Source organism: Pseudomonas sp. PDM32, from assembly GCF_019219225.1.
Taxonomy (GTDB): Bacteria; Pseudomonadota; Gammaproteobacteria; order Pseudomonadales; family Pseudomonadaceae; genus Aquipseudomonas; species Aquipseudomonas laurylsulfatiphila.
Map to the genome: position 1 here is coordinate 96,134 of NZ_JAHUWE010000004.1, position 22,239 is coordinate 118,372.

A 22,239-nucleotide genomic window follows, 5' to 3' on the forward strand; every position below is an offset into this window, starting at 1 on the left:
TAGTGTGCGCAAGTGGCGGAAAGTGGCATGAAGTGGGTTTTTTGAACTCAAAACGCTAGAATTTGGAGAGGCGCTGACGTGTTTCGCGGAGCCAACGCTATCAGTCTCGATGCAAAGGGCCGTCTCGCCATGCCGAGCCGGTACCGTGACGAGCTCGATTCGCGTAGTTCCGGTCAATTGATCGTCACAATTGATGCCGTTGATCCTTGTTTGTGTGTTTACCCCCTCGATGAGTGGGAAATTATTGAAACCAAACTGCGCGCACTGCCTTCGCTCCGCGAAGAGAACCGCCGCCTGCAACGTTTACTGATTGGTAATGCCGTCGATCTCGAGCTCGATGGCAGTGGTCGTTTTCTGGTTCCGCCGCGTCTTCGTGAATATGCCAAGTTGGATAAGCGCGCGATGTTGGTAGGCCAACTGAACAAGTTCCAATTGTGGGACGAGGATGCCTGGAACGCGGTTTCTGCCGCTGACCTGGCTGCTATTCAACAACCGGGCGCGATGCCTGATGAACTGCGTGATTTGATCCTGTGACTATTGATAGCGGCTTTAACCACATCACCGTACTGCTTGACGAAGCCGTCGAGGCTCTCGCCGTACGTCCTGATGGCTGCTATCTGGACGGTACGTTCGGGCGCGGCGGGCACAGCCGGTTGATCCTTAGCCAGCTCGGTCCCGATGGTCGCTTGCTCGGATTCGACAAGGATCCACAAGCGATTGCCACCGGGCAGACGCTAGCGGCCGAAGACGGCCGCTTTGTCGTTGTGCAGCGCAGCTTTGCCGAGCTGGGTTCGGAAGTCGCCGACCGCGGTCTGGCCGGCAAGGTCAGCGGCGTTCTGCTGGATCTGGGTGTGTCTTCGCCACAGCTCGACGACCCTGAGCGCGGTTTCAGCTTCCTCAACGACGGCCCGCTGGACATGCGCATGGATCCGTCCCGTGGCATCAGCGCCGCCGAATTCGTCAACACCGCACCCGTGGAAGAAATCGCCCGGGTGTTCAAGGAATACGGCGAAGAGCGTTTCTCCGGTCGCATGGCCCGTGCCGTGGTCGAGCGCCGTGACATCAAGCCATTCGAACGCACCGGTGACCTGGCAGAAGTCCTGAAGGTCGCCAACCCGGCATGGGAAAAGGGCAAGAACCCCGCCACCCGTGCATTCCAGGGCCTGCGCATTCATGTCAACAACGAACTGGGTGATCTGGAAGCCGGCCTCGAAGCCGCGCTGGAGTGCCTGGAAGTGGGCGGTCGCCTGGTGGTGATCAGCTTCCACTCGCTGGAAGACCGTATCGTCAAACTGTTCATGCGCAAGCTGGTGAAAGGCGAAGCCGACAACCTGCCGCGCAACCTGCCGGTTCGGCATGTTGCCTTCGAACCGAAAATCAAAGTCCATGGCAAAGCGCAGACGGCCTCCGACGCCGAACTCAAAGCCAACCCACGTTCGCGAAGCGCTGTCATGCGTGTGGCGGAGAAGCTGCGGTGAGCAAGCTTTTCGCCAAGCCATTGCCCGGCGGAAGCTTCTTCATGCTGCTGCTGTTTGTCGGCGTGCTCGTTTCGGCCATCGGCGTGTCCTACAGCGCGCACTGGAACCGTCAGCTATTGAATTCGCTGTACAACGAATTGAGCGTGCGCGACAAGGCGCAGGCGGAGTGGGGGCGGTTGATTCTGGAGCAGAGCACCTGGACCGCCCACAGCCGAATCGAAGTGCTGGCCACCGAACAATTGAAAATGCACATCCCCGGTGCCGCTGACGTGAAGATGGTGGCGCCATGATGAAACTCGAAGGTGCACTCTTTCCTTGGCGGTTCCGCGTGGTGCTGGGTTTGCTCGGCATCATGGTGGCCGCGATTGCCTGGCGCATCATCGATTTGCAAGTGGTCGACCGTGCCTTCCTTAAAGGTCAGGGCGATGCCCGCAGTGTTCGTCATATTCCGATTCCGGCTCACCGTGGTCTGATCACCGACCGTAACGGCGAGCCTTTGGCCGTGAGTACTCCGGTCACCACCCTTTGGGCCAATGCCAAGGAAATGCAAACGGCCAAAGAGAAATGGCCGGCACTGGCGGCTGCCTTGGGGCAGGACCCGAAAGCCCTGGCCGAACGTCTCGAAGCCCAGGCCAACAAAGAATTCATTTATCTGGTGCGCGGGCTGACCCCGGAGCAGGGCCAGGCTGTGCTCGATCTGAAAGTGCCGGGTGTTTATGGCATCGAAGAGTTCCGGCGTTTCTATCCGGCCGGTGAAGTGACCGCGCATATGGTTGGCTTTACCGATATCGATGACCATGGGAAGGAAGGTATCGAGCTGGCCTATGACGAATGGCTGGCCGGGGTGCCGGGTAAACGACAAGTCATCAAGGACCGGCGCGGCCGGCTGATCAAGGATGTCCAGGTCACCAAAAACGCCAAGGCCGGCAAGCCCTTGGCGTTGTCCATTGACCTGCGCCTGCAATACCTGGCCAACCGCGAATTGCGCAACGCGATCATCGAGAACGGCGCCAAGGCCGGCAGCCTGGTGATCATGGACGTGAAGACCGGCGAGATTCTCGCGATGGTCAACCAGCCGACCTATAACCCGAACAACCGTCGCAACCTGCAACCGGCGATGATGCGTAACCGGGCGATGATCGACGTGTTCGAGCCGGGCTCGACCATGAAAGCGATCTCGATGAGCGCCGCCATCGAAACCGGCCGCTGGAAACCGAGTGATACCGTCGAGGTGTATCCGGGCTCCTTGCAGATTGGCAAGTACACCATCAAGGACGTCTCCAAGACCGAAGGCCCGGTGCTCGACCTGACCGGCATCCTGATCAACTCCAGTAACGTCGGGATGAGCAAGGTCGCGTTCGATATCGGCGGCGAAACCATTTTCCGTCTGGCACAGAAAGTCGGCCTTGGCCAGGACACCGGCCTGGGCTTCCCGGGCGAGCGCGTCGGCAACCTGCCGAACTACCGCGAGTGGCGCAAGGCCGAGACCGCGACGCTGTCCTATGGATACGGTGTTTCAGTGACCGCGATCCAGTTGGTCCACGCCTTCTCGGCCCTGGCCAACAATGGTCGCCTTGCACCGCTGACCCTGATCAAGACCGACAAGGCACCGCAAACCACCCAGGTGCTGCCGGAGGCCGTCGCGAAAACCATGCAAGGCATGCTGCAGCAAGTGATCGAAGCCCCGCGCGGTGTGTTCCGCGCGCAGGTGCCGGCGTATCACGTGGGCGGCAAGTCCGGTACTGCGCGTAAAACCTCGGTCGGCACCAAGGGTTACGCCGAGAATTCCTACCGTTCGCTGTTCGCCGGTTTCGGCCCGATGAGCGATCCACGCTACGCCATCGTGGTCGTCATCGATGAACCGACCAAGGCTGGTTACTTCGGCGGCCTGGTATCCGCGCCTGTGTTCAGCCGCGTGATGTCGGGCACCCTGCGCCTGATGAACATCACCCCGGACAACCTGCCACCTACTCAACAAGCGAACGCAACACCGGTCGTTCCGCTGAAAGCCAATGGAGGGCGCGGCTGATGTCTCTGAGCCTGAACAAGATTTTCCCTCACGCCGGCCACGATCTACTGATTCGCGAGCTCGCCCTGGACAGCCGCAACGTGCGCGCGGGCGACCTGTTCCTCGCCGTGCCGGGCGGGAAGTTCGATGGGCGCGCGCACATTGCCGACGCCTTGCAACGCGGCGCGGCTGCGGTGGCCTATGAAGTGGAAGGCGCCACTGTGCTGCCCATTACCGAGGTTCCATTGATTCCGGTCAAAGGGCTGGCCGCTCAGTTGTCGGACATCGCCGGACGTTTTTATGGCGAGCCAAGTCATCATCTGAACCTGATCGGTGTGACCGGCACCAACGGCAAAACCAGTGTCACTCAACTGGTTGCCCAGGCACTGGATCTGCTTGGCCAGCACTGCGGCATCGTCGGCACCCTCGGTTGCGGTTTCTACGGTGCATTGGAAAGCGGCCTGCACACCACGCCGAACCCGATTGCCATGCAGGCAACGCTGGGCGACCTGAAAAAGGCCGGTGCCAAAGCCGTGGCGATGGAGGTTTCTTCCCATGGTCTGGACCAGGGCCGCGTGACGGCACTGGCCTTCGACGTGGCGGTGATGACCAACCTGTCTCGCGATCATCTGGATTACCACGGCACCATGCAGGCCTACGGTGAAGCCAAGGCCAGGCTGTTCGCCTGGAACGATCTGAAGTGCCGGGTGGTTAACCTCGACGACGACTTTGGTCGGCAACTGGCTGCTGAAAAACGTGAATCGCGGTTGATCACCTACAGCCTGCTCGACAGCAGTGCCTACCTCTATTGCCGTGAGGCGCAGTTCGATGACGAAGGCGTGCGCGCCACGCTGGTCACCCCGCAGGGTGAACACCATTTACGCAGTACCTTGCTCGGCCGTTTCAACCTGAGCAACGTGCTCGCAGCGGTTGGCGCCTTGCTTGGCCTGGATTACGCACTGGACGAAATCCTCAAGGTGCTGCCGAAACTCGAAGGGCCGGCCGGTCGCATGCAGCGCCTCGGTGGCGGCACTCAACCGTTGGTGGTGGTCGATTACGCCCACACCCCGGATGCCCTGGAAAAAGTCCTGACGGCCCTGCGTCCACACGCCAAGGGCCGATTGCTCTGCCTGTTCGGCTGTGGCGGTGATCGCGATCGCGGCAAGCGTCCGTTGATGGCCGAAGTGGTCGAGCGCCTGGCCGATGGTGTGCTGGTGACCGACGACAACCCGCGCACTGAAGATCCATCGGTGATTTTCGATGACATCCGCGCCGGTTTCACGGCTGTGGATAAAGTGGAGTTCGTTGCCGGTCGTGGTCAGGCGATTGCCAGGCTGATCGCCAGTGCCTCGGTGGATGATGTGATTGTCCTGGCCGGTAAAGGTCACGAGGACTATCAGGAAATCAACGGAGAGCGCCATGCCTTTTCCGATCTGGTCGAGGCCGATCATGCCTTGACCGCATGGGAGGTGGCCCATGCTTAAGGCCTTGCAACTGAGCGAACTGACCGGCGCGCTGAATGCTCGCCTGGTGTCGACCGATGCCAGTTTCGATGGCGTCAGCATCGACAGCCGCGCAATCAAGCCGGGTCAGCTGTTTATTGCCCTGACCGGTCCGCGCTTCGATGGTCATGATTATCTGAATGAAGTCGCTACCAAGGGTGCCGTGGCCGCGTTGGTCGAGCGCGAAGTCGCCGACAGCACGCTCCCGCAGTTACTGGTCAGCGATACTCGCCAGGCCCTCGGGCAGTTGGGGGCGCTCAATCGTGCGGCCTACACCCATCCGGTCGCGGCCGTCACCGGTTCGAGCGGCAAGACCACGGTCAAGGAAATGCTGGCGAGCATCCTGCGCACCCGTGGCCCGGTACTGGCGACCCGTGGCAACCTGAACAACGATCTCGGCGTGCCGCTGACCCTGCTCGAACTGGCGCCGGAGCATACGGCGGCAGTGATCGAGCTCGGTGCTTCGCGCCTTGGCGAAATTGCCTACACCGTTGGCCTGACCAAACCGCACGTGGCCATTCTCAACAATGCCGGGACCGCCCACGTCGGCGAGTTCGGTGGCCCGGAAAAAATTGTCGAAGCCAAGGGCGAGATCATCGAAGGGCTGGAGACCGATGGCGTCGCAGTGCTCAATCTCGACGACAAGGCATTCGGTATCTGGAAGACGCGTGCCGGTGCTCGCAAAGTGCTGACGTTTGCGTTGAGCAACAGCCGCGCCGATTTCTATGCCAGTGACCTGACCACCGATGCCCGTGGCTGCCCGGCATTCAATCTGCACAGCCCTGAAGGTGTAGAGCGCGTTCAGCTGAACCTGCTCGGCACCCATAACGTCGCCAATGCCATGGCCGCCGCCGCTGCCGCTCATGCCCTGGGTGTGTCGCTGTTCGGTATCGCCACCGGCCTTGGCGCGGTGCAACCGGTCAAGGGTCGCACCGTCGCGCAACTGGCCAGCAATGGCATGCGCGTGATCGATGACACTTACAACGCGAACCCCACCTCCATGTGCGCTGCCGTTGATATACTGGCCGGCTTTTCCGGTCGCACCGTCCTGGTGCTCGGGGATATCGGCGAGTTGGGCGAATGGGCGGAGCAGGGGCACCGCGACGTGGGCGAGTACGCCCGTGGCAAGGTTTCTGCACTGTACGCCGTCGGGCCAATGATGGCTCACGCCGTGAACGCATTCGGTCCAGAGGCTTTTCACTTCAGCACGCAGGCTGAACTGATCAAGGCCCTGGGCGCCGAGCAAGACACAAACACCACCATTTTGATCAAGGGGTCGCGCAGCGCTGCGATGGAAAACGTCGTCGCCGCCTTGTGCGGGTCCAGCCTGGAGAAACATTAATGCTGCTGCTGCTAGCGGAGTATCTGCAACAGTTCTACAAAGGCTTCGCGGTCTTCCAGTACCTGACCCTGCGCGGGATTCTCGGTGTACTGACCGCGCTGGTCTTGTCGCTGTGCTATGGCCCGTGGATGATCCGCACTTTGCAGAACCGTCAGATCGGTCAATCCGTTCGCAATGACGGCCCCCAGTCGCACCTGTCCAAGTCGGGTACTCCGACCATGGGCGGCGCACTGATCCTGTCGTCCATCGGTGTCAGTACCCTGCTTTGGGCTGACCTGACCAACCGTTACGTCTGGGTCGTACTGCTGGTGACCTTGCTGTTCGGCGCCATCGGCTGGGTCGACGACTACCGCAAAGTCATCGAGAAAAACTCCCGTGGTTTGCCGAGTCGCTGGAAATACTTCTGGCAGTCGGTATTCGGCCTGGGCGCGGCGATCTTCCTTTATATGACTGCCGCCACGCCGGTGGAAACCACGCTGATCCTGCCGATGCTCAAGGACTACAGCATTCCGCTGGGTGCAGGCTTCATCGTCCTGACCTACTTCGTGATTGTCGGTTCGAGCAACGCGGTCAACCTGACCGACGGCCTCGACGGCCTGGCGATCATGCCGACGGTGATGGTGGGCGGTGGCCTGGGCATTTTCTGCTACCTGTCGGGTAACGTGAAATTCGCCGAATACCTGCTGATTCCTTATGTACCGGGCGCGGGCGAACTGATCGTGTTCTGCGGCGCACTGATCGGAGCCGGCCTGGGCTTCCTGTGGTTCAACACTTATCCGGCACAAGTCTTCATGGGGGACGTCGGTGCACTGGCGCTGGGCGCGGCCCTGGGCACCATTGCGGTGATCGTCCGTCAGGAAATCGTCCTGTTCATCATGGGCGGCGTGTTCGTGATGGAAACCCTGTCAGTGGTCATTCAGGTCGCCTCTTTTAAACTGACCGGTCGACGCGTATTCCGCATGGCGCCGATTCACCACCACTTTGAACTCAAGGGTTGGCCCGAGCCACGTGTGATTGTCCGTTTCTGGATCATCACCGTGATTCTCGTGCTGATCGGCCTTGCCACCCTGAAGCTGAGGTAGAAACTCGTGTCTCTGATCGCTTCTGACCACTTCCGCATCGTTGTCGGCCTCGGCAAGAGCGGCATGTCCCTGGTTCGCTTCCTGGCGAACCGGGGCGTGGCGTTTGCCGTGGCCGATACGCGGGAAAATCCACCGGAACTGGCCACGCTCAAGCGTGACTATCCGCACGTGGAAGTGCGTTGTGGCGAGCTGGACGTCGAATTCCTGTGCCGCGCCGACGAACTCTACGTGAGCCCCGGCCTGGCGCTGGCGACCCCGGCCCTGCAGGCCGCCGCCGCCCGTGGCGTGAAATTGTCCGGTGACATCGAGCTGTTCGCGCGTAACGCGAAGGCGCCGATCGTGGCCATCAGCGGTTCCAACGCGAAAAGCACCGTCACCACCCTGGTCGGCGAAATGGCGGCGGCGGCGGGCAAGCGTGTGGCCGTCGGCGGCAACCTCGGTACACCGGCGCTGGATCTGCTGCGCGACGACGTCGAGCTGTACGTGATGGAGTTGTCGAGTTTCCAGCTGGAAACCACCGATCAACTCAACGCCGAAGTGGCGACCGTGCTCAACGTCAGCGAAGACCACATGGACCGTTACAGCGGTCTGCCGGCCTATCACCTGGCCAAGCACCGGATCTTCCGTGGTGCCAGACAGTTCGTGGTCAATCGCCAGGATGCCCTGAGCCGTCCGTTGATGGGCGAAGGCCAGCCGTGCTGGACTTTCGGCCTGAGCAAACCGGATTTCAAAGCCTTCGGCATCCGTGAAGAAGACGGCGAGAAATACCTGGCCTTCGAATTCCAGAACCTGATGCCGGTGCGTGAGTTGAAGATTCGTGGCGCCCACAACCAGTCCAACGCCTTGGCGGCCCTGGCCTTGGGCCATGCGGTCGGCCTGCCGTTCGATGCCATGTTGTCGAGCCTGCGCACCTTCGCCGGTCTCGAGCATCGCTGCCAATGGGTTCGCGACCTCGACGGCGTGGGCTACTACAACGATTCCAAGGCCACCAACGTCGGTGCCGCGCTGGCCGCCATCGAAGGCCTGGGCGCGGACATCGACGGCAAGGTCGTGCTGATCGCCGGCGGTGACGGCAAGGGTGCCGAGTTCAAGGAACTGCGCGATCCGGTGGCGGCCAACTGCCGCGCCGTGGTGCTGATGGGCCGCGACTCCGACAAGATCGGCGAGGCCATTGGCGACGCCGTTCCGCTGATCCGCGCCGCTTCCCTGGTCGAAGCTGTCGAACGATGCCGCGCCGCCGCCCAGCCGGGCGACGTAGTGCTGCTGTCGCCAGCCTGCGCGAGCTTCGACATGTTCAAGAACTACGAAGACCGTGGTCACCAGTTCGTCCAAGCCGTGGAGGATCTGGCATGAGCCTGAAAGGCATCATCAAGCCGTATCCATCGCCGCTCATCACCGGGCGCGGTATCGACCTCGACTTCCCGATGCTCGCCGGTTGCCTGACGCTGCTCGGCCTGGGACTGATCATGATTGCCTCGGCATCGACCGAAGTGGCGGCCGTGCAGTCGGGCAGCGCGCTGTATTACATGATCCGCCACCTTATTTACGTGGTGCTGGGCCTGGGTGCCTGCATCGTCACCATGATGATCCCGATCGCCACCTGGCAGCGCCTGGGCTGGCTGATGTTGCTGGGTGCTTTCGGCTTGCTGATCATGGTGATCATTCCGGGGATCGGCCGCGAGGTTAACGGCTCGATGCGCTGGATCGGCTTCAGTTTCTTCAACGTCCAGCCTTCCGAGATCGCCAAGGTGTTCGTGGTGATCTACCTCGCCGGTTATCTGGTGCGTCGCCAGAAAGAAGTGCGTGAAAGCTGGATGGGCTTCTTCAAGCCGTTCATCGTGCTGTTGCCGATGGCGGGTCTGCTGCTGATGGAGCCGGACTTCGGTGCCACGGTCGTGATGATGGGGGCCGCGGCGGCGATGTTGTTCCTTGGCGGCGTGGGGCTGTTCCGTTTTTCCCTGATGGTGGTGCTGGCCGTCGGCGCGGTGGTGCTGTTGATTCAAATGCAGCCCTATCGAATGGCGCGTCTGACCAACTTCGCCGATCCGTGGGCCGACCAGTTCGGTGCCGGTTATCAGTTGTCCCAGGCATTGATCGCTTTCGGTCGCGGCGAATGGCTGGGCGTTGGCCTGGGCAACAGTGTGCAGAAACAGTTCTACCTGCCGGAAGCCCACACTGACTTCGTGTTCTCGGTCCTGGCCGAAGAGCTGGGGGCGGTGGGTTCGCTGTGCACCGTGGCACTGTTCGTCTTCGTGTGTATTCGCGGTATGTACATCGGATTGTGGGCCGAGAAGGCCAAGCAGTTCTTCGCCGCCTATGTTGCCTACGGTCTGTCGTTCCTGTGGATCGGCCAGTTCCTGATCAACATCGGCGTGAACGTCGGCCTGTTGCCGACCAAGGGCCTGACCCTGCCGTTCCTCAGTTACGGCGGCAGTTCGTTGGTGATCTGCTGCGCCTGTCTCGGCTTGTTGCTGCGCATCGAGTGGGAGAGTCGTACCCACTTGGGCAGCGAGGAGATGGAGTTCCATGAGAGCGACTTCGCCGAGGAGCCGCACCATGGGCGCTAACGTGATGATCATGGCCGGCGGCACCGGTGGCCACGTGTTCCCGGCGCTGGCCTGTGCCCGCGAATTCCAGGCGCGCGGCTATACCGTGCACTGGCTTGGCACCCCGCGTGGCATCGAGAACGATCTGGTGCCAGCCGCCGGTATCGAGCTGCACCGGATCAACGCCAGCGGTCTGCGGGGCAAGGGCAAGCTGTCGCTGCTCAAGGCACCGTTCATGTTGTTCAAGTCGGTCTGGCAGGCACGGGCGATCATTCGCCGTCTGCAACCGGTCTGCGTCGTGGGCTTTGGTGGCTTTGTGACCGGTCCTGGCGGTGTCGCAGCCAAACTGGCCGGCGTGCCGGTGATCGTTCATGAACAGAACGCCGTGGCCGGTACCGCCAATCGGTTGCTGGTGCCGTTGGCCGCCCGAGTCTGTGAAGCGTTCCCCGACACCTTTACCCTGTCGAACAGCCGCCGGACCACCGGTAACCCGGTGCGCACCGAGCTGTTCCTCGAGACATCGCGACCTGCCCTGGCCGGTCGCAAGGCGCGTTTGCTGATCCTGGGCGGAAGCCTGGGCGCAGAACCGTTGAACAAGTTGCTGCCTGAAGCCCTGTCGCAAGTCGCTGCCGATTTGCGCCCGGAAGTGTTCCATCAGGCCGGCAAAAACCACGATGAAGTGACTGCAGAGCGCTATCGCGCGGCTGGCGTCGAGGCGCAGGTGCAGCCCTTCATCAAAGACATGGCCCAAGCCTACAGCTGGGCCGACCTGGTGGTCTGTCGCGCAGGCGCGCTGACCATCAGTGAACTGGCCGCCGCCGGTCTGCCCTCGATGCTGGTGCCTTTGCCCCACGCCATCGACGATCACCAGACCCGCAACGCCGAATATTTGGCCCGTGAAGGCGCAGCCTTCCTGATGCCACAAAGAACGACTGGCGCAGCGGATCTTGCCGCACGCCTGACAGAGGTCCTGATGCAACCACAACGACTCAACGAAATGGCTACCGCGGCACGCCGCCTCGCCAAACCCGATGCCACCCGTAACGTCGTCGATAGCTGCCTGGAGGTGGCCCATGGTTGAGAGTCAGAAAGCCATGCCACAACCGGAAATGCGCCGCATCCGTCGCATCCACTTCGTCGGTATCGGCGGTGTGGGCATGTGCGGGATCGCCGAAGTGTTGCTGAACCTGGGATATGCCGTATCCGGTTCAGACCTGAAAGCTTCGCCGGTCACCGAACGCCTGGAGTCCTTCGGCGCGCAGATCTTCATCGGCCACCGTGCCGAGAACGCCGCTGCCGCCGACGTGCTGGTGGTGTCGAGTGCCGTGAACACCTCCAACCCGGAAGTCGCGACCGCACTGGAACGCCGAATTCCGGTGGTGCCGCGTGCCGAGATGCTGGCCGAGCTGATGCGTTATCGCCACGGTATCGCCGTTGCCGGTACCCACGGCAAAACCACCACCACCAGCCTGATCGCCTCGGTGTTCGCCGCCGGTGGCCTGGACCCGACGTTCGTCATCGGTGGCCGCCTGAATGCCGCGGGCACCAATGCCCAGCTTGGCACCAGCCGCTACCTGATCGCCGAGGCCGACGAAAGCGACGCCAGCTTCCTGCACCTGCAGCCGCTGGTGGCCGTGGTCACCAACATCGACGCCGACCACATGGCGACCTACGACGGTGACTTCAACAAGCTGAAGAAAACCTTCGTCGAGTTCCTGCACAACCTGCCGTTCTACGGCCTGGCGGTGGTGTGCCTGGACGACCCGGTGGTGCGTGAGATCCTTCCGCAGGTCAAGCGTCCGACCGTGACCTACGGCTTCGGCGAAGACTGCGACGTGCGCGCCATCAATGTGCGCCAGCAAGGCATGCAGACTTTCTTCACCGTGCTGCGCCCTGACCGCGAGCCGCTGGATGTGTCGGTGAACATGCCGGGCAACCACAACGTATTGAACTCGCTGGCAACCATCTGCATCGCTACCGACGAAGGCGTCAGCGATGAAGCCATCGTCCAGGGCCTGTCCGGCTTCCAGGGTGTTGGCCGACGCTTCCAGGTCTACGGTGAACTGCCGGTGGACGGCGGCAACGTGATGCTTGTCGACGACTACGGTCACCACCCGACCGAAGTCGCGGCCGTGATCAAGGCCGTACGTGGTGGCTGGCCGGAGCGCCGCCTGGTGATGGTCTACCAGCCGCACCGCTACAGCCGCACCCGTGACCTGTACGACGATTTCGTCAATGTACTGGCCGACGCCAACGTGCTGCTGCTGATGGAAGTCTATCCGGCCGGCGAAGAGCCGATTCCGGGAGCCGACAGCCGCAAACTGTGCAACAGCATCCGTCAGCGTGGCCAGCTCGACCCGATCTACATCGAGCGTGGTGTCGACCTCGCCCCAGTGGTCAAGCCGCTGCTGCGTGCCGGCGACATCCTGCTGTGCCAGGGCGCCGGTGATATTGGCGGTCTCGCACCAAAACTGTTGAAAAGCGAGTTGTTCGCCGGGGCCGTTGCCGCACCGGAGAAGGGGAAGTTGAAATGACTGCTGCCTACGCCAACCTGTTCTCCACGATCGCGCCGAAAGACTTCGGCCGCGTCGCCGTGCTGTTCGGCGGCAAGAGTGCCGAGCGCGAGGTGTCCCTGAAGTCGGGCAACGCGGTTCTCGACGCGCTGCTTAGCGCCGGTGTCGACGCGTTCGGCCTCGACGTGGGTGATGACCTGCTGCAGCGTCTGCTCAATGAAAAGATCGACCGCGCCTTCATCATCCTCCACGGTCGTGGCGGTGAAGACGGCAGCATGCAGGGCCTGCTCGAATGCCTGGGCATTCCGTACACCGGCAGCGGCATCCTGGCGTCGGCCCTGGCCATGGACAAACTGCGCACCAAGCAGGTCTGGCACAGCCTGGGCATTCCGACGCCGCGTCACGCAGTTCTTTGCAGCGAAGCCGATTGTATTTCGGCAGCGACGGAACTGGGCTTCCCTTTGATCGTCAAACCGGCCCATGAAGGTTCAAGTATCGGTATGGCCAAAGTGAGTTCCGCGTCCGAATTGATCGACGCATGGAAAGCGGCCAGTACCTACGATTCGCAAGTGTTGGTCGAGCAATGGATTCACGGTCCGGAGTTCACCATCGCAACCCTGCGTGACCAGGTGTTGCCTCCGATTGCCCTGGGCACGACGCACAGCTTCTACGACTACGACGCCAAGTACATCGCCAACGATACCCAGTACCGCATTCCATGCGGTCTGGACAGCGTCAAGGAACAGGAACTCATGGACCTCACGGCGAAAGCCTGTGAAGCGCTAGGTATCGCCGGTTGGGGCAGGGCAGACGTGATGCAGGACGCCGAAGGGCAGTTCTGGTTCCTGGAAGTCAACACCGCACCGGGCATGACCGATCACAGCCTGGTGCCGATGGCGGCCCGTGCTGCCGGTCTGGATTTCCAGCAACTGGTCCTGGCCATTCTGGCCGAGAGCGTTGCCGGCAATGCTGCTGGTCACCAAGAGTCGACGAGAGGTTAAGGCCATGCAAGGCGCTCAGCTCAGACATCAGCCTCCCGCACCCGGCCGCAAGCCGGTGCCACGGGGTGCCAGCCGAATGGTGGCCAAAGAGCCGATGTCCGCGCGCCTGCCGAAAGCCAACTTCGGTTTTCTCAAAGCGTTGTTCTGGCCGGTGCTGCTGGTGGCCTTGGGGTTCGGTACTTACGAAGGCGCGACACGCTTGCTGCCGTATGCCGACCGGCCGATCACCAAAATCAATGTGCAGGGCGACCTGAGTTATATCAGCCAGCAAGCGGTGCAGCAGCGAATCGCCCCGTACGTGGCGTCGAGCTTCTTCACCATCGACCTGGAGAGCATGCGCACCGAGCTTGAAACGATGCCATGGATTGCCCACGCCGAAGTGCGTCGGGTGTGGCCGGATCAAGTGGTGATCCGCCTGGAAGAACAACTGCCGGTGGCCCGTTGGGGTGACGAATCGCTGTTGAACAACCAGGGCCAGGCCTTCACCCCGCGCGAGCTGGCGAACTACGAACACTTGCCTCAACTGTTCGGCCCACAGCGGGCCCAGCAGCAGGTGATGCAGCAGTACCAGGTGTTGAGTCAGATGCTCCGGCCTCTGGGCTTCTCGATTGCGCGCCTGGAGTTGCGTGAACGCGGCAGCTGGTTCCTGACCACCGGACCCGGCAGTGCCGGCCCGGGGATCGAACTGCTGCTCGGACGCGGCAACCTGGTGGAAAAGATGCGCCGCTTCATCGCCATCTATGACAAGACGCTCAAAGAACAGATTACGAACATTGCGCGCATCGATCTGCGCTACGCCAACGGCCTCGCTGTTGGCTGGCGGGAACCTGTAGCGCCCACGGCAGCCCAACCCGCTGTCGCGAAGAATTAAGAAGAGGCAGGACCCATGGCAAACGTGCAAAGCGGCAAAATGATCGTCGGTCTCGATATCGGCACCTCCAAGGTGGTGGCGCTGGTAGGCGAGGTCGCGGACGACGGCACGCTGGAAATCGTCGGGATCGGTACCCATCCGTCCCGTGGCCTGAAAAAAGGCGTGGTGGTGAATATCGAATCCACCGTGCAATCGATCCAGCGCGCCATCGAAGAAGCGCAGTTGATGGCCGGTTGCCGCATTCACTCGGCATTCGTTGGCGTGGCCGGCAATCACATCCGCAGCCTGAACTCCCACGGCATCGTGGCGATCCGTGATCGCGAAGTCAGCTCGGCCGACCTCGAGCGCGTGCTCGACGCTGCCCAGGCCGTGGCGATCCCGGCTGACCAGCGCGTGCTGCATACCTTGCCGCAAGACTACGTGATCGATAACCAGGAAGGCGTCCGCGAGCCGCTGGGCATGTCCGGCGTGCGTCTGGAAGCCAAGGTCCACGTGGTCACCTGCGCCGTCAATGCCGCGCAGAACATTGAAAAATGCGTGCGTCGCTGCGGCCTGGAAATCGACGACATCATTCTCGAGCAGCTGGCTTCCGCGTATTCGGTACTGACCGATGACGAGAAAGAACTGGGCGTGTGCCTGGTGGACATCGGTGGCGGTACCACCGACATCGCGATCTTCACCGAGGGTGCGATCCGTCACACCGCCGTCATCCCGATTGCCGGCGACCAGGTGACCAACGACATCGCGATGGCGTTGCGCACTCCGACCCAGTACGCCGAAGAAATCAAGATTCGCTACGCCTGCGCCCTGGCCAAACTGGCCGGTGCCGGTGAAACCATCAAGGTGCCAAGCGTTGGCGACCGTCCGCCACGCGAACTGTCCCGCCAGGCCCTGGCCGAAGTGGTCGAGCCGCGTTACGACGAACTGTTCACGCTGATCCAGGCCGAACTGCGCCGCAGCGGCTACGAAGACCTGATCCCGGCCGGCATCGTGCTGACCGGCGGTACCGCGAAGATGGAAGGTGCCACTGAACTGGCCGAGGAAATCTTCCACATGCCGGTGCGCCTGGGCGTGCCGCATGGCGTGAAAGGTCTGGATGACGTGGTCCGCAATCCGATCTATTCCACCGGCGTCGGCCTGTTGATGTACGGCCTGCAGAAGCAGTCCGACGGCATCTCGTTCTCGGGCATCGGCAGCCGCGACAGCTACAGCAACGAAGAGCCACAGGCTCCGCTGCTGGACCGCCTGAAGAAGTGGGTCCAGGGCAATTTCTGAAGATTTACCGCAACACCGTTACACCGAAGCACGCAGTAGGCGAAAAAACTAGAGAATGTAAAGGAGAGGGAAAATGTTCGAACTTGTAGACAACATCCCCGCAAGCCCGGTAATCAAAGTTATCGGTGTCGGCGGTGGCGGCGGCAACGCTGTCAACCACATGGTCAAGAGCAACATCGAAGGCGTCGAGTTCATCTGCGCCAACACCGATGCTCAAGCGCTGAAAAACATCGGCGCGCGTACCATCCTGCAACTGGGCACCGGTGTGACCAAGGGCCTGGGCGCTGGCGCCAACCCTGAAGTCGGTCGTCAAGCCGCTCTGGAAGACCGTGAGCGCATTGCCGAAGTCCTGCAGGGCACCAACATGGTGTTCATCACCACTGGCATGGGCGGCGGTACCGGTACCGGTGCTGCGCCGATCATCGCCGAAGTGGCCAAGGAAATGGGCATCCTCACCGTTGCGGTGGTGACCCGTCCGTTCCCGTTCGAAGGCCGCAAGCGTATGCAGATCGCCGACGAAGGCATCCGCATGCTCTCCGAAAGCGTCGACTCGTTGATCACCATTCCCAACGAGAAGCTGCTGACCATCCTCGGTAAAGACGCCAGCCTGCTGTCGGCTTTCGCCAAGGCTGACGATGTACTGGCGGGTGCCGTTCGCGGTATCTCCGACATCATCAAGCGTCCGGGCATGATCAACGTCGACTTCGCCGACGTGCGTACCGTGATGAGCGAAATGGGCATGGCGATGATGGGCACTGGCTGCGCCAGCGGTCCGAACCGTGCACGCGAGGCCACCGAAGCGGCCATTCGCAACCCGCTGCTGGAAGACGTGAACCTGCAAGGCGCTCGCGGTATCCTGGTGAACATTACCGCCGGTCCGGATCTGTCCCTGGGCGAATACTCCGACGTGGGTAGCATCATCGAGGCGTTCGCTTCCGAACACGCGATGGTCAAGGTCGGCACCGTTATCGATCCGGACATGCGCGACGAGCTGCACGTGACTGTAGTTGCAACCGGTCTGGGCGCTAAAATCGAGAAGCCTGTGAAGGTCATCGACAATACTGTTCACACTTCGATGGCTGCACAGCCACAACAACAGGCCCCTGTTCGTCAGGAAGCTCCAGCGGTGAACTACCGTGACCTGGACCGTCCGACCGTCATGCGCAACCAGGCTCAGGCCGGTGCTGCGACTGCCGCGAAGATGAATCCGCAAGATGACCTGGACTACCTGGACATCCCGGCTTTCCTGCGTCGTCAGGCCGATTGATGAAATGTATCAGGGCTATGAAGGTGATTGGTGTTCAGCAAAGGCGTGGTCTGCTATCATCGCCAGCCTTTGTTGATACCAGTTCGCAATTTGCGCTGAAGCGGCCCATGCCATGATTAAACAACGCACCCTGAAGAATATTATCCGTGCCACAGGTGTCGGCCTGCACTCCGGGGAGAAGGTCTATCTGACCCTCAAGCCAGCGCCTGTCGACACTGGCATTGTGTTTTGTCGCGCCGACCTCGATCCCGTGGTGCAGATTCCTGCCCGCGCGGAAAACGTCGGTGAAACCACTATGTCGACCACGCTCGTTAATGGTGACGTCAAAGTGGACACGGTAGAGCACTTGCTCTCGGCCATGGCAGGCCTGGGCATCGATAACGCCTACGTCGAGCTCTCCGCGTCCGAAGTCCCGATCATGGATGGTAGCGCCGGACCTTTCGTATTCCTGATTCAATCGGCTGGCCTGGAAGAACAGGACGCCGCCAAGAAGTTCATCCGCATCCTGCGTGAAGTGACAGTGGAAGATGGCGACAAGCGCGCTACTTTCGTCCCTTTCGAAGGGTTCAAAGTGAGCTTCGAGATCGATTTCGATCACCCGGTTTTCCGTGACCGCACCCAAAGTGCAAGCGTGGATTTTTCCAGCACTTCGTTCGTAAAAGAAGTCAGCCGCGCCCGTACCTTTGGTTTCATGAGTGACATCGAGTACCTGCGCAAGCACAACCTCGCACTCGGCGGGAGTGTTGAAAACGCTATTGTGGTCGACGCCGATGGCGTACTGAACGAAGACGGCCTTCGTTATGAAGACGAATTCGTGAAGCACAAGATTCTCGATGCAATTGGTGACCTCTACCTGCTGGGCAATAGCCTGATTGGTGAGTTCAAGGGCTTCAAGTCCGGCCACGCACTGAACAACCAGCTGCTGCGCAAGTTGATTGAGCAGACAGATGCCTGGGAAGTCGTGACGTTCGAAGACGCCAGCACTGCACCGATCTCTTACATGCGCCCGGTTGCGGCCGTGTAAGCAAAAAACCTCTCTAGTTTTTTAAAGGCTACCTTCGGGTGGCCTTTTTTTATGCCAGCCGAAAAGTGCAAAGATCGCAGCCTGCGGCAGCTCCTACAGGGAAATGCATTCCAAATGCGGGCTGCGATCTGTTTCAGGCAGCACAAACAACCCGGTTACGCCCCCTCTCCTTGGCCTGATACAGCGCCTTGTCCGCGCTGAACAGCAACTGTTCCAGGGTGATTTCGCTGGCCGCCGTCCAGGTGGCAATACCGATGCTCACGCTCATCGGTTGCTCACCGGCGTCGACCAGTGGCAGTTTTTGCGCAGCCTCACGAATATGTTCGGCAATCTGCCGTGCACCGTCACTGCTTGTTTCGGCCAGGATCACCGAAAACTCTTCGCCCCCGTAGCGCGCCACCAGGTCTGTGGGGCGGTGGACATTGGCGCTGATGACTTCGGCCAATGCCCGTAACGCTTCGTCGCCGGCCTGATGTCCGTGCCGGTCATTGAAGGCCTTGAAGTGATCGGCATCGATCATCAGCAACGACAACGGCTTGCCACTCCTCTGCGCGCGAAACCATTCATGGCGCAGGGTCTGATCAAGGGATCGGCGGTTGGCCACGCCGGTCAAGGCATCGGTGGCCGCCAGTTGCGACAATTCCTGCTCGGCATTCTGGCGCAGGCGCAACTCGCGGCAGAGCAGCCAGGTCAACCACAGCAAACCGATGCACAAAACCCCGGTAGCACCGCTGATCACATAGGCCGTACGGTTCCAGGTGGCGAACACCTCATCCACAGAAAGCGCCACGATGACAGTCAGCGGCAGGTTGCCGACCCGGGTAAAGGTGTACAAGCGCCGTTGATGGTCGACGCTCGACACGCTTTCGAAGGTGCCATTGCGCTCCTGCAGCATGCGTACGACGTTGGGGCGGCTGGAGAAGCTTTTGCCGATGGAGTTGGGTTCCCGGTACGGCTTCTGCGCCAGGAGGATCCCGTCATTGTCGATGATGCCCAGCGTGCTGCCGGTGCCGATGTCGAGGCTGTTGAACAACTGGTCGAAGTAGCTCATGCGCATCGAGGCGACCGCGACACCCAGAAACTCACCCGTGGGCGAGGAAATACGCCGGCTGAAACTGATGCGCCATTGGTCGCTGTCATCGCAGTCGCAGCGCGGCTTGAACGGTCGGCTGATAAACATGCCGGTGTCACGATTGAAGACATGGGCCAGGAAATAATCGCGGTCAGCGAAGTTACCCGGTTTCGGTTCGATCAACGATGAGTCGGCCAGCACGTCGCCGTGTTTGTCCAGCAGCAGGATGTCGCCCTTGTAGCGCGCGGTGGTGGAGCGGTCGAACAGCGCCAGATGACGAATCTGCGGCGAAACCTGTTTCAGGTCGTCCCGTTGGGCGGCGGCGATCAGGCCCTGCAAGGTCAGGTCATAGAGCTCGACCGTACGCAGGACATCGGCATCGATCAGTTGCGCAATGGTGGTCGCGCTGCGTGTGGCGGTCTGCTGGGCGTTGGCGTGTTCGCGGATCAGCAGAAAAGTGACGATGCACAGGATCGAGATGACCGTCAGGGTGCTGCCAAAGATCACCATGATCTCGGGTCGCCCGGACGGGCCTTGAAAATGTGGGGTTCGGCTTGCGGTCATAGGGCTGACGTCTGCTAAAGGGACGCTGTAAGCGTAGTTGCATTAGCGTCGCAGCCGGGTGAATCGTGCTAGTTGCTCTAACGATTGATCAATGATGTGGGCGTCAGCGTTTGTCGTTGCGAAAATTGCAATGAAAGTTGACTCGCCGCGATAAAAAAAGCCGCTGAAAGCAGCGGCTTTGCAGACAACTTTTCAAAGGGAAGAGCCGATGAAAAGTGTCGTGGGAAGCAGGAGTAAGCGGTGCAGATCAGCTGTCCTTTTCGACCTGTGGCAGCGCCTGTGTGGTCGAGGCTTGCGGGGCTTGGGCGTCTTGCGCAGCCTTGGCCGTCATCTCGATCTGCTGCTCTTGGAACGCTGCAGCGCGTGCGGCGTTATGTGCGACGAAAGTCTGCGATTCTTCCGCTATCGCTAATGGCGACAGGAACAAAGAGGACAAAACGAAAGCGCTGGCAATACCCATACTGTTGGACATCTTTAAAACCTTCTTGCTTGGCAAGTGCTGTTTGGTGCGGGCAAAGATAAGGATCTTGGGCGAGGGGAAAAAGAGCGGATTCATGAAAGGACTGTTACAGCAAGAGCAAAGATCGCAGCCTGCGGCAGCTCCTACAGGGGGAATGCATTCCAATGTAGGAGCTGCCGCAGGCTGCGATCTTTTTTGTTCTTCAGACAGGAAGGTGTATGCCAAAGGTATTCATCCCGTGGTCACTGCGCACGAACACATCGCCGCCATGCATCAACGCAATCGCCTTGACGATGGCCAGCCCAAGGCCATGGTTGTGGCCGCTGTTGCTGCGCGAGGCATCTACCCGGTAGAAACGCTCGAACAGCCGTGGCAGGTGTTCGTGGGCAATCGGCGAGCCGGGGTTGGCGACGCCGATGCTGACCTGATGTTCTGCGGCTTCAATGTGTACTTCAATCACCTGACCGGGCGCGGTGTGCTGTACCGCGTTGTTCAGCAGATTGATCAAGGCCCTGCGCAGATGGGCGATCTCGATGCTCACCTGCGCGTCACCACTGACCTCTACCTGGACCTGAGCGTCCTCGAGAATGAAGTCCAGGTATTCCAGGGTCGTGGCCACCTCATCGGCCAGTGACGTCGACGTCAGTCTGGTTGCCTTGCTGCCCTGATCGGCACTGGCCAGGAACAGCATGTCGTTGATGATCGAACGCAGCCGCTCAAGCTCTTCGAGATTCGATTGCAGCACTTCGAAGTAATGCTCGGCGGAGCGTCCGCGGGTCAAGGCGACCTGGGTCTGGCCGATCAGGTTGGTCAATGGCGAGCGCAGTTCATGGGCGACGTCGGCATTGAACGATTCAAGGCGTGAGTAAGCCTGCTCGACCCGTTCCAGGGTCGAGTTGAACGAGCTGACGAACTGATCGAGTTCCGGCGGCAACGGTGACAATCGCAAGCGCCCTGAGCGCAACGGCGGAGCCAGGCGCCGGGCTTCCTGGGACAGTTTGATCAGCGGCTTGAGGCCGATCCGCGCCACCCAGTAACCCAGTGCCGAGGCCAGCAGCACGCCGACAATCGCCAGGCTGATCAGCGCAATCAACAGTTGATGCTGGGTCTGGAAAAACGTCTCGGTGTCGATGGCGATCATGAAGCGCAGCGGTGGGCGCTGGTCCTTGGCCGGGAATTCGCTGACCAGCACTTTCAGCGGATAGGGGTGATCCGGCAGGTGCATGTCGCGCATGCCCAGTGACCCTTGGGCAAAGGTGCGGATCTGCGGGGTCAGGTTGCCGTATTCGTAATGCGGATCGCCGCTGATGATCCAGAAGCTGATGCGCTTGTCTTCTTCGCTCAGCAGGTTGAGCTTGTTGTTGATCTTCACCCAATGCTCAGGCGTGCCGTAACGGCCGACCGTGGATTCGAGCACGCTGTAGCGCGCATCCAACTCGGCTTCGGGCAACAGGCCCAGGCCTTTGTCGACCTGCTGGTACAAGGCCCAGCCGATCAACAGGAACACCAGCAGCGCCACCAGTGTGAACATCCCGCTCAGGCGCAAGGCGATGCTGTTACTGGACACCACGGCTCTCCAGCACATAACCCATGCCGCGAATGGTGTGCAGCAGTTTCTCTTCGAACGGGCCGTCGAGCTTGGCCCGCAGGCGTTTGATCGCGACTTCGACGACGTTGGCGTCGCTGTCGAAATTGATGTCCCAGACCATCTCGGCAATGGCGGTTTTCGAGAGGATTTCACCTTGGCGGCGCGCCAATACGCTGAGCAGCGAGAACTCCTTGGCGGTCAGGTCCAGCCGTGCGCCACCCCGGGTCGCCTTGCGGCTGATCAAATCTATCCACAGGTCGGCGATGCTCACTTGCACCGGTTCATGACCGCCGCTGCGCCGTGTCAGCGCTTGCAGGCGTGCCACCAGCTCAAGGAAGGAAAACGGTTTGCCCAGGTAATCATCGGCGCCGTCACGCAAGCCCCTGATGCGATCTTCCACACGTTCGCGGGCGGTGAGCATGATCACCGGGGTCTGCTTGCGCGCACGCAAGGCGCGCAACACGCCGAAGCCGTCGAGGCCCGGCAACATCACGTCGAGGACGATCACCGCGTAGTCGCTCTCCAGCGCCAGATGCAGGCCTTCGACCCCTTCCCGCGCCAGGTCCACGGTGTAACCCTGTTCCGTCAGGCCACGGTGCAGATAGTCCGCGGTTTTTTCTTCGTCTTCGATAATCAGGACGCGCAT

At 60.9% G+C, this 22,239-nt stretch carries 20 protein-coding genes; 16 read left to right on the forward strand and 4 right to left on the reverse strand.

The features are described 5' to 3' along the window. Positions 1 to 78 precede the first annotated feature (78 nt). The 16 genes from mraZ to lpxC all read left to right on the forward strand — a co-directional run bounded on the left by mraZ (position 79) and on the right by lpxC (position 17,909). Positions 79 to 534 (forward strand): division/cell wall cluster transcriptional repressor MraZ, encoded by a 456-nt coding sequence (gene mraZ / locus KW846_RS09125; protein WP_007917012.1) that lies wholly within the window; start codon positions 79 to 81, stop codon positions 532 to 534. After that, entirely contained in the window at positions 531 to 1,478 is a 948-nt protein-coding gene (gene rsmH / locus KW846_RS09130; RefSeq protein WP_371321734.1) for a 16S rRNA (cytosine(1402)-N(4))-methyltransferase RsmH, read from the forward strand. The genes mraZ and rsmH overlap by 4 nt, the downstream gene beginning before the upstream one ends. Further along, positions 1,475 to 1,768, forward strand: coding sequence for a cell division protein FtsL (gene ftsL / locus KW846_RS09135; protein WP_007998257.1), 294 nt, complete (start codon positions 1,475 to 1,477; stop codon positions 1,766 to 1,768). The genes rsmH and ftsL overlap by 4 nt, the downstream gene beginning before the upstream one ends. Next, positions 1,768 to 3,507 carry a penicillin-binding protein 2 gene (locus KW846_RS09140; protein WP_173900782.1) on the forward strand — a complete coding sequence of 580 codons (1,740 nt, stop codon included), beginning with the start codon at positions 1,768 to 1,770 and terminating at the stop codon, positions 3,505 to 3,507. The genes ftsL and KW846_RS09140 overlap by 1 nt, the downstream gene beginning before the upstream one ends. After that, positions 3,507 to 4,970: a UDP-N-acetylmuramoyl-L-alanyl-D-glutamate--2,6-diaminopimelate ligase gene (locus KW846_RS09145; protein ID WP_007972595.1), complete on the forward strand. Its 1,464-nt coding sequence runs from the start codon at positions 3,507 to 3,509 to the stop codon at positions 4,968 to 4,970. Before KW846_RS09140 ends, KW846_RS09145 begins: the two co-directional genes overlap by 1 nt. Further along, positions 4,963 to 6,330 carry a UDP-N-acetylmuramoyl-tripeptide--D-alanyl-D-alanine ligase gene (murF, locus tag KW846_RS09150; protein WP_218482018.1) on the forward strand — a complete coding sequence of 456 codons (1,368 nt, stop codon included), beginning with the start codon at positions 4,963 to 4,965 and terminating at the stop codon, positions 6,328 to 6,330. Before KW846_RS09145 ends, murF begins: the two co-directional genes overlap by 8 nt. Beyond that, complete coding sequence (mraY, locus tag KW846_RS09155; RefSeq protein WP_008016698.1) at positions 6,330 to 7,412, forward strand: phospho-N-acetylmuramoyl-pentapeptide-transferase; 1,083 nt, start codon at positions 6,330 to 6,332, stop codon at positions 7,410 to 7,412. Before murF ends, mraY begins: the two co-directional genes overlap by 1 nt. Positions 7,413 to 7,418: 6 nt before the next feature. Further along, positions 7,419 to 8,765 carry a UDP-N-acetylmuramoyl-L-alanine--D-glutamate ligase gene (gene murD / locus KW846_RS09160; RefSeq protein WP_218482019.1) on the forward strand — a complete coding sequence of 449 codons (1,347 nt, stop codon included), beginning with the start codon at positions 7,419 to 7,421 and terminating at the stop codon, positions 8,763 to 8,765. After that, a complete protein-coding gene (ftsW, locus tag KW846_RS09165) occupies positions 8,762 to 9,979 on the forward strand; it encodes a putative lipid II flippase FtsW (RefSeq protein WP_095965532.1) in 1,218 nt (405 codons plus the stop codon). Before murD ends, ftsW begins: the two co-directional genes overlap by 4 nt. After that, positions 9,969 to 11,039, forward strand: a complete 1,071-nt coding sequence (gene murG, locus KW846_RS09170; RefSeq protein ID WP_116581184.1) for an undecaprenyldiphospho-muramoylpentapeptide beta-N-acetylglucosaminyltransferase — start codon at positions 9,969 to 9,971, stop codon at positions 11,037 to 11,039. Before ftsW ends, murG begins: the two co-directional genes overlap by 11 nt. Further along, a complete protein-coding gene (gene murC, locus KW846_RS09175; RefSeq protein WP_057713364.1) occupies positions 11,032 to 12,492 on the forward strand; it encodes a UDP-N-acetylmuramate--L-alanine ligase in 1,461 nt (486 codons plus the stop codon). Before murG ends, murC begins: the two co-directional genes overlap by 8 nt. After that, positions 12,489 to 13,472 carry a D-alanine--D-alanine ligase gene (locus KW846_RS09180; RefSeq protein WP_218482020.1) on the forward strand — a complete coding sequence of 328 codons (984 nt, stop codon included), beginning with the start codon at positions 12,489 to 12,491 and terminating at the stop codon, positions 13,470 to 13,472. Before murC ends, KW846_RS09180 begins: the two co-directional genes overlap by 4 nt. A 4-nt stretch (positions 13,473 to 13,476) precedes the next feature. After that, positions 13,477 to 14,343, forward strand: coding sequence for a cell division protein FtsQ/DivIB (locus KW846_RS09185; protein WP_104449356.1), 867 nt, complete (start codon positions 13,477 to 13,479; stop codon positions 14,341 to 14,343). A 15-nt stretch (positions 14,344 to 14,358) separates the two neighbouring features. Further along, positions 14,359 to 15,618 carry a cell division protein FtsA gene (gene ftsA / locus KW846_RS09190; RefSeq protein ID WP_007972611.1) on the forward strand — a complete coding sequence of 420 codons (1,260 nt, stop codon included), beginning with the start codon at positions 14,359 to 14,361 and terminating at the stop codon, positions 15,616 to 15,618. Positions 15,619 to 15,691: 73 nt separating this feature from the next. Continuing rightward, a complete protein-coding gene (gene ftsZ, locus KW846_RS09195) occupies positions 15,692 to 16,885 on the forward strand; it encodes a cell division protein FtsZ (RefSeq protein WP_007972612.1) in 1,194 nt (397 codons plus the stop codon). Positions 16,886 to 16,997: 112 nt separating this feature from the next. Next, complete coding sequence (lpxC, locus tag KW846_RS09200; RefSeq protein WP_007939852.1) at positions 16,998 to 17,909, forward strand: UDP-3-O-acyl-N-acetylglucosamine deacetylase; 912 nt, start codon at positions 16,998 to 17,000, stop codon at positions 17,907 to 17,909. A 133-nt stretch (positions 17,910 to 18,042) separates the two neighbouring features. On the opposite strand, the gene KW846_RS09205 is transcribed toward lpxC, so the two are convergent. The 4 genes from KW846_RS09205 to KW846_RS09220 all read right to left on the reverse strand — a co-directional run bounded on the left by KW846_RS09205 (position 18,043) and on the right by KW846_RS09220 (position 22,239). Next, complete coding sequence (locus KW846_RS09205) at positions 18,043 to 19,545, reverse strand: sensor domain-containing diguanylate cyclase (protein ID WP_218482021.1); 1,503 nt, start codon at positions 19,543 to 19,545, stop codon at positions 18,043 to 18,045. A 247-nt stretch (positions 19,546 to 19,792) separates the two neighbouring features. Continuing rightward, the gene (locus tag KW846_RS09210; protein ID WP_218482210.1) at positions 19,793 to 20,017 is read right to left on the reverse strand and encodes a hypothetical protein; all 225 of its coding nucleotides are present in this window, start codon (positions 20,015 to 20,017) and stop codon (positions 19,793 to 19,795) included. A gap of 190 nt (positions 20,018 to 20,207) precedes the next feature. After that, complete coding sequence (locus KW846_RS09215; RefSeq protein ID WP_218482022.1) at positions 20,208 to 21,572, reverse strand: heavy metal sensor histidine kinase; 1,365 nt, start codon at positions 21,570 to 21,572, stop codon at positions 20,208 to 20,210. Next, complete coding sequence (locus KW846_RS09220) at positions 21,562 to 22,239, reverse strand: heavy metal response regulator transcription factor (RefSeq protein WP_218482023.1); 678 nt, start codon at positions 22,237 to 22,239, stop codon at positions 21,562 to 21,564. Before KW846_RS09220 ends, KW846_RS09215 begins: the two co-directional genes overlap by 11 nt.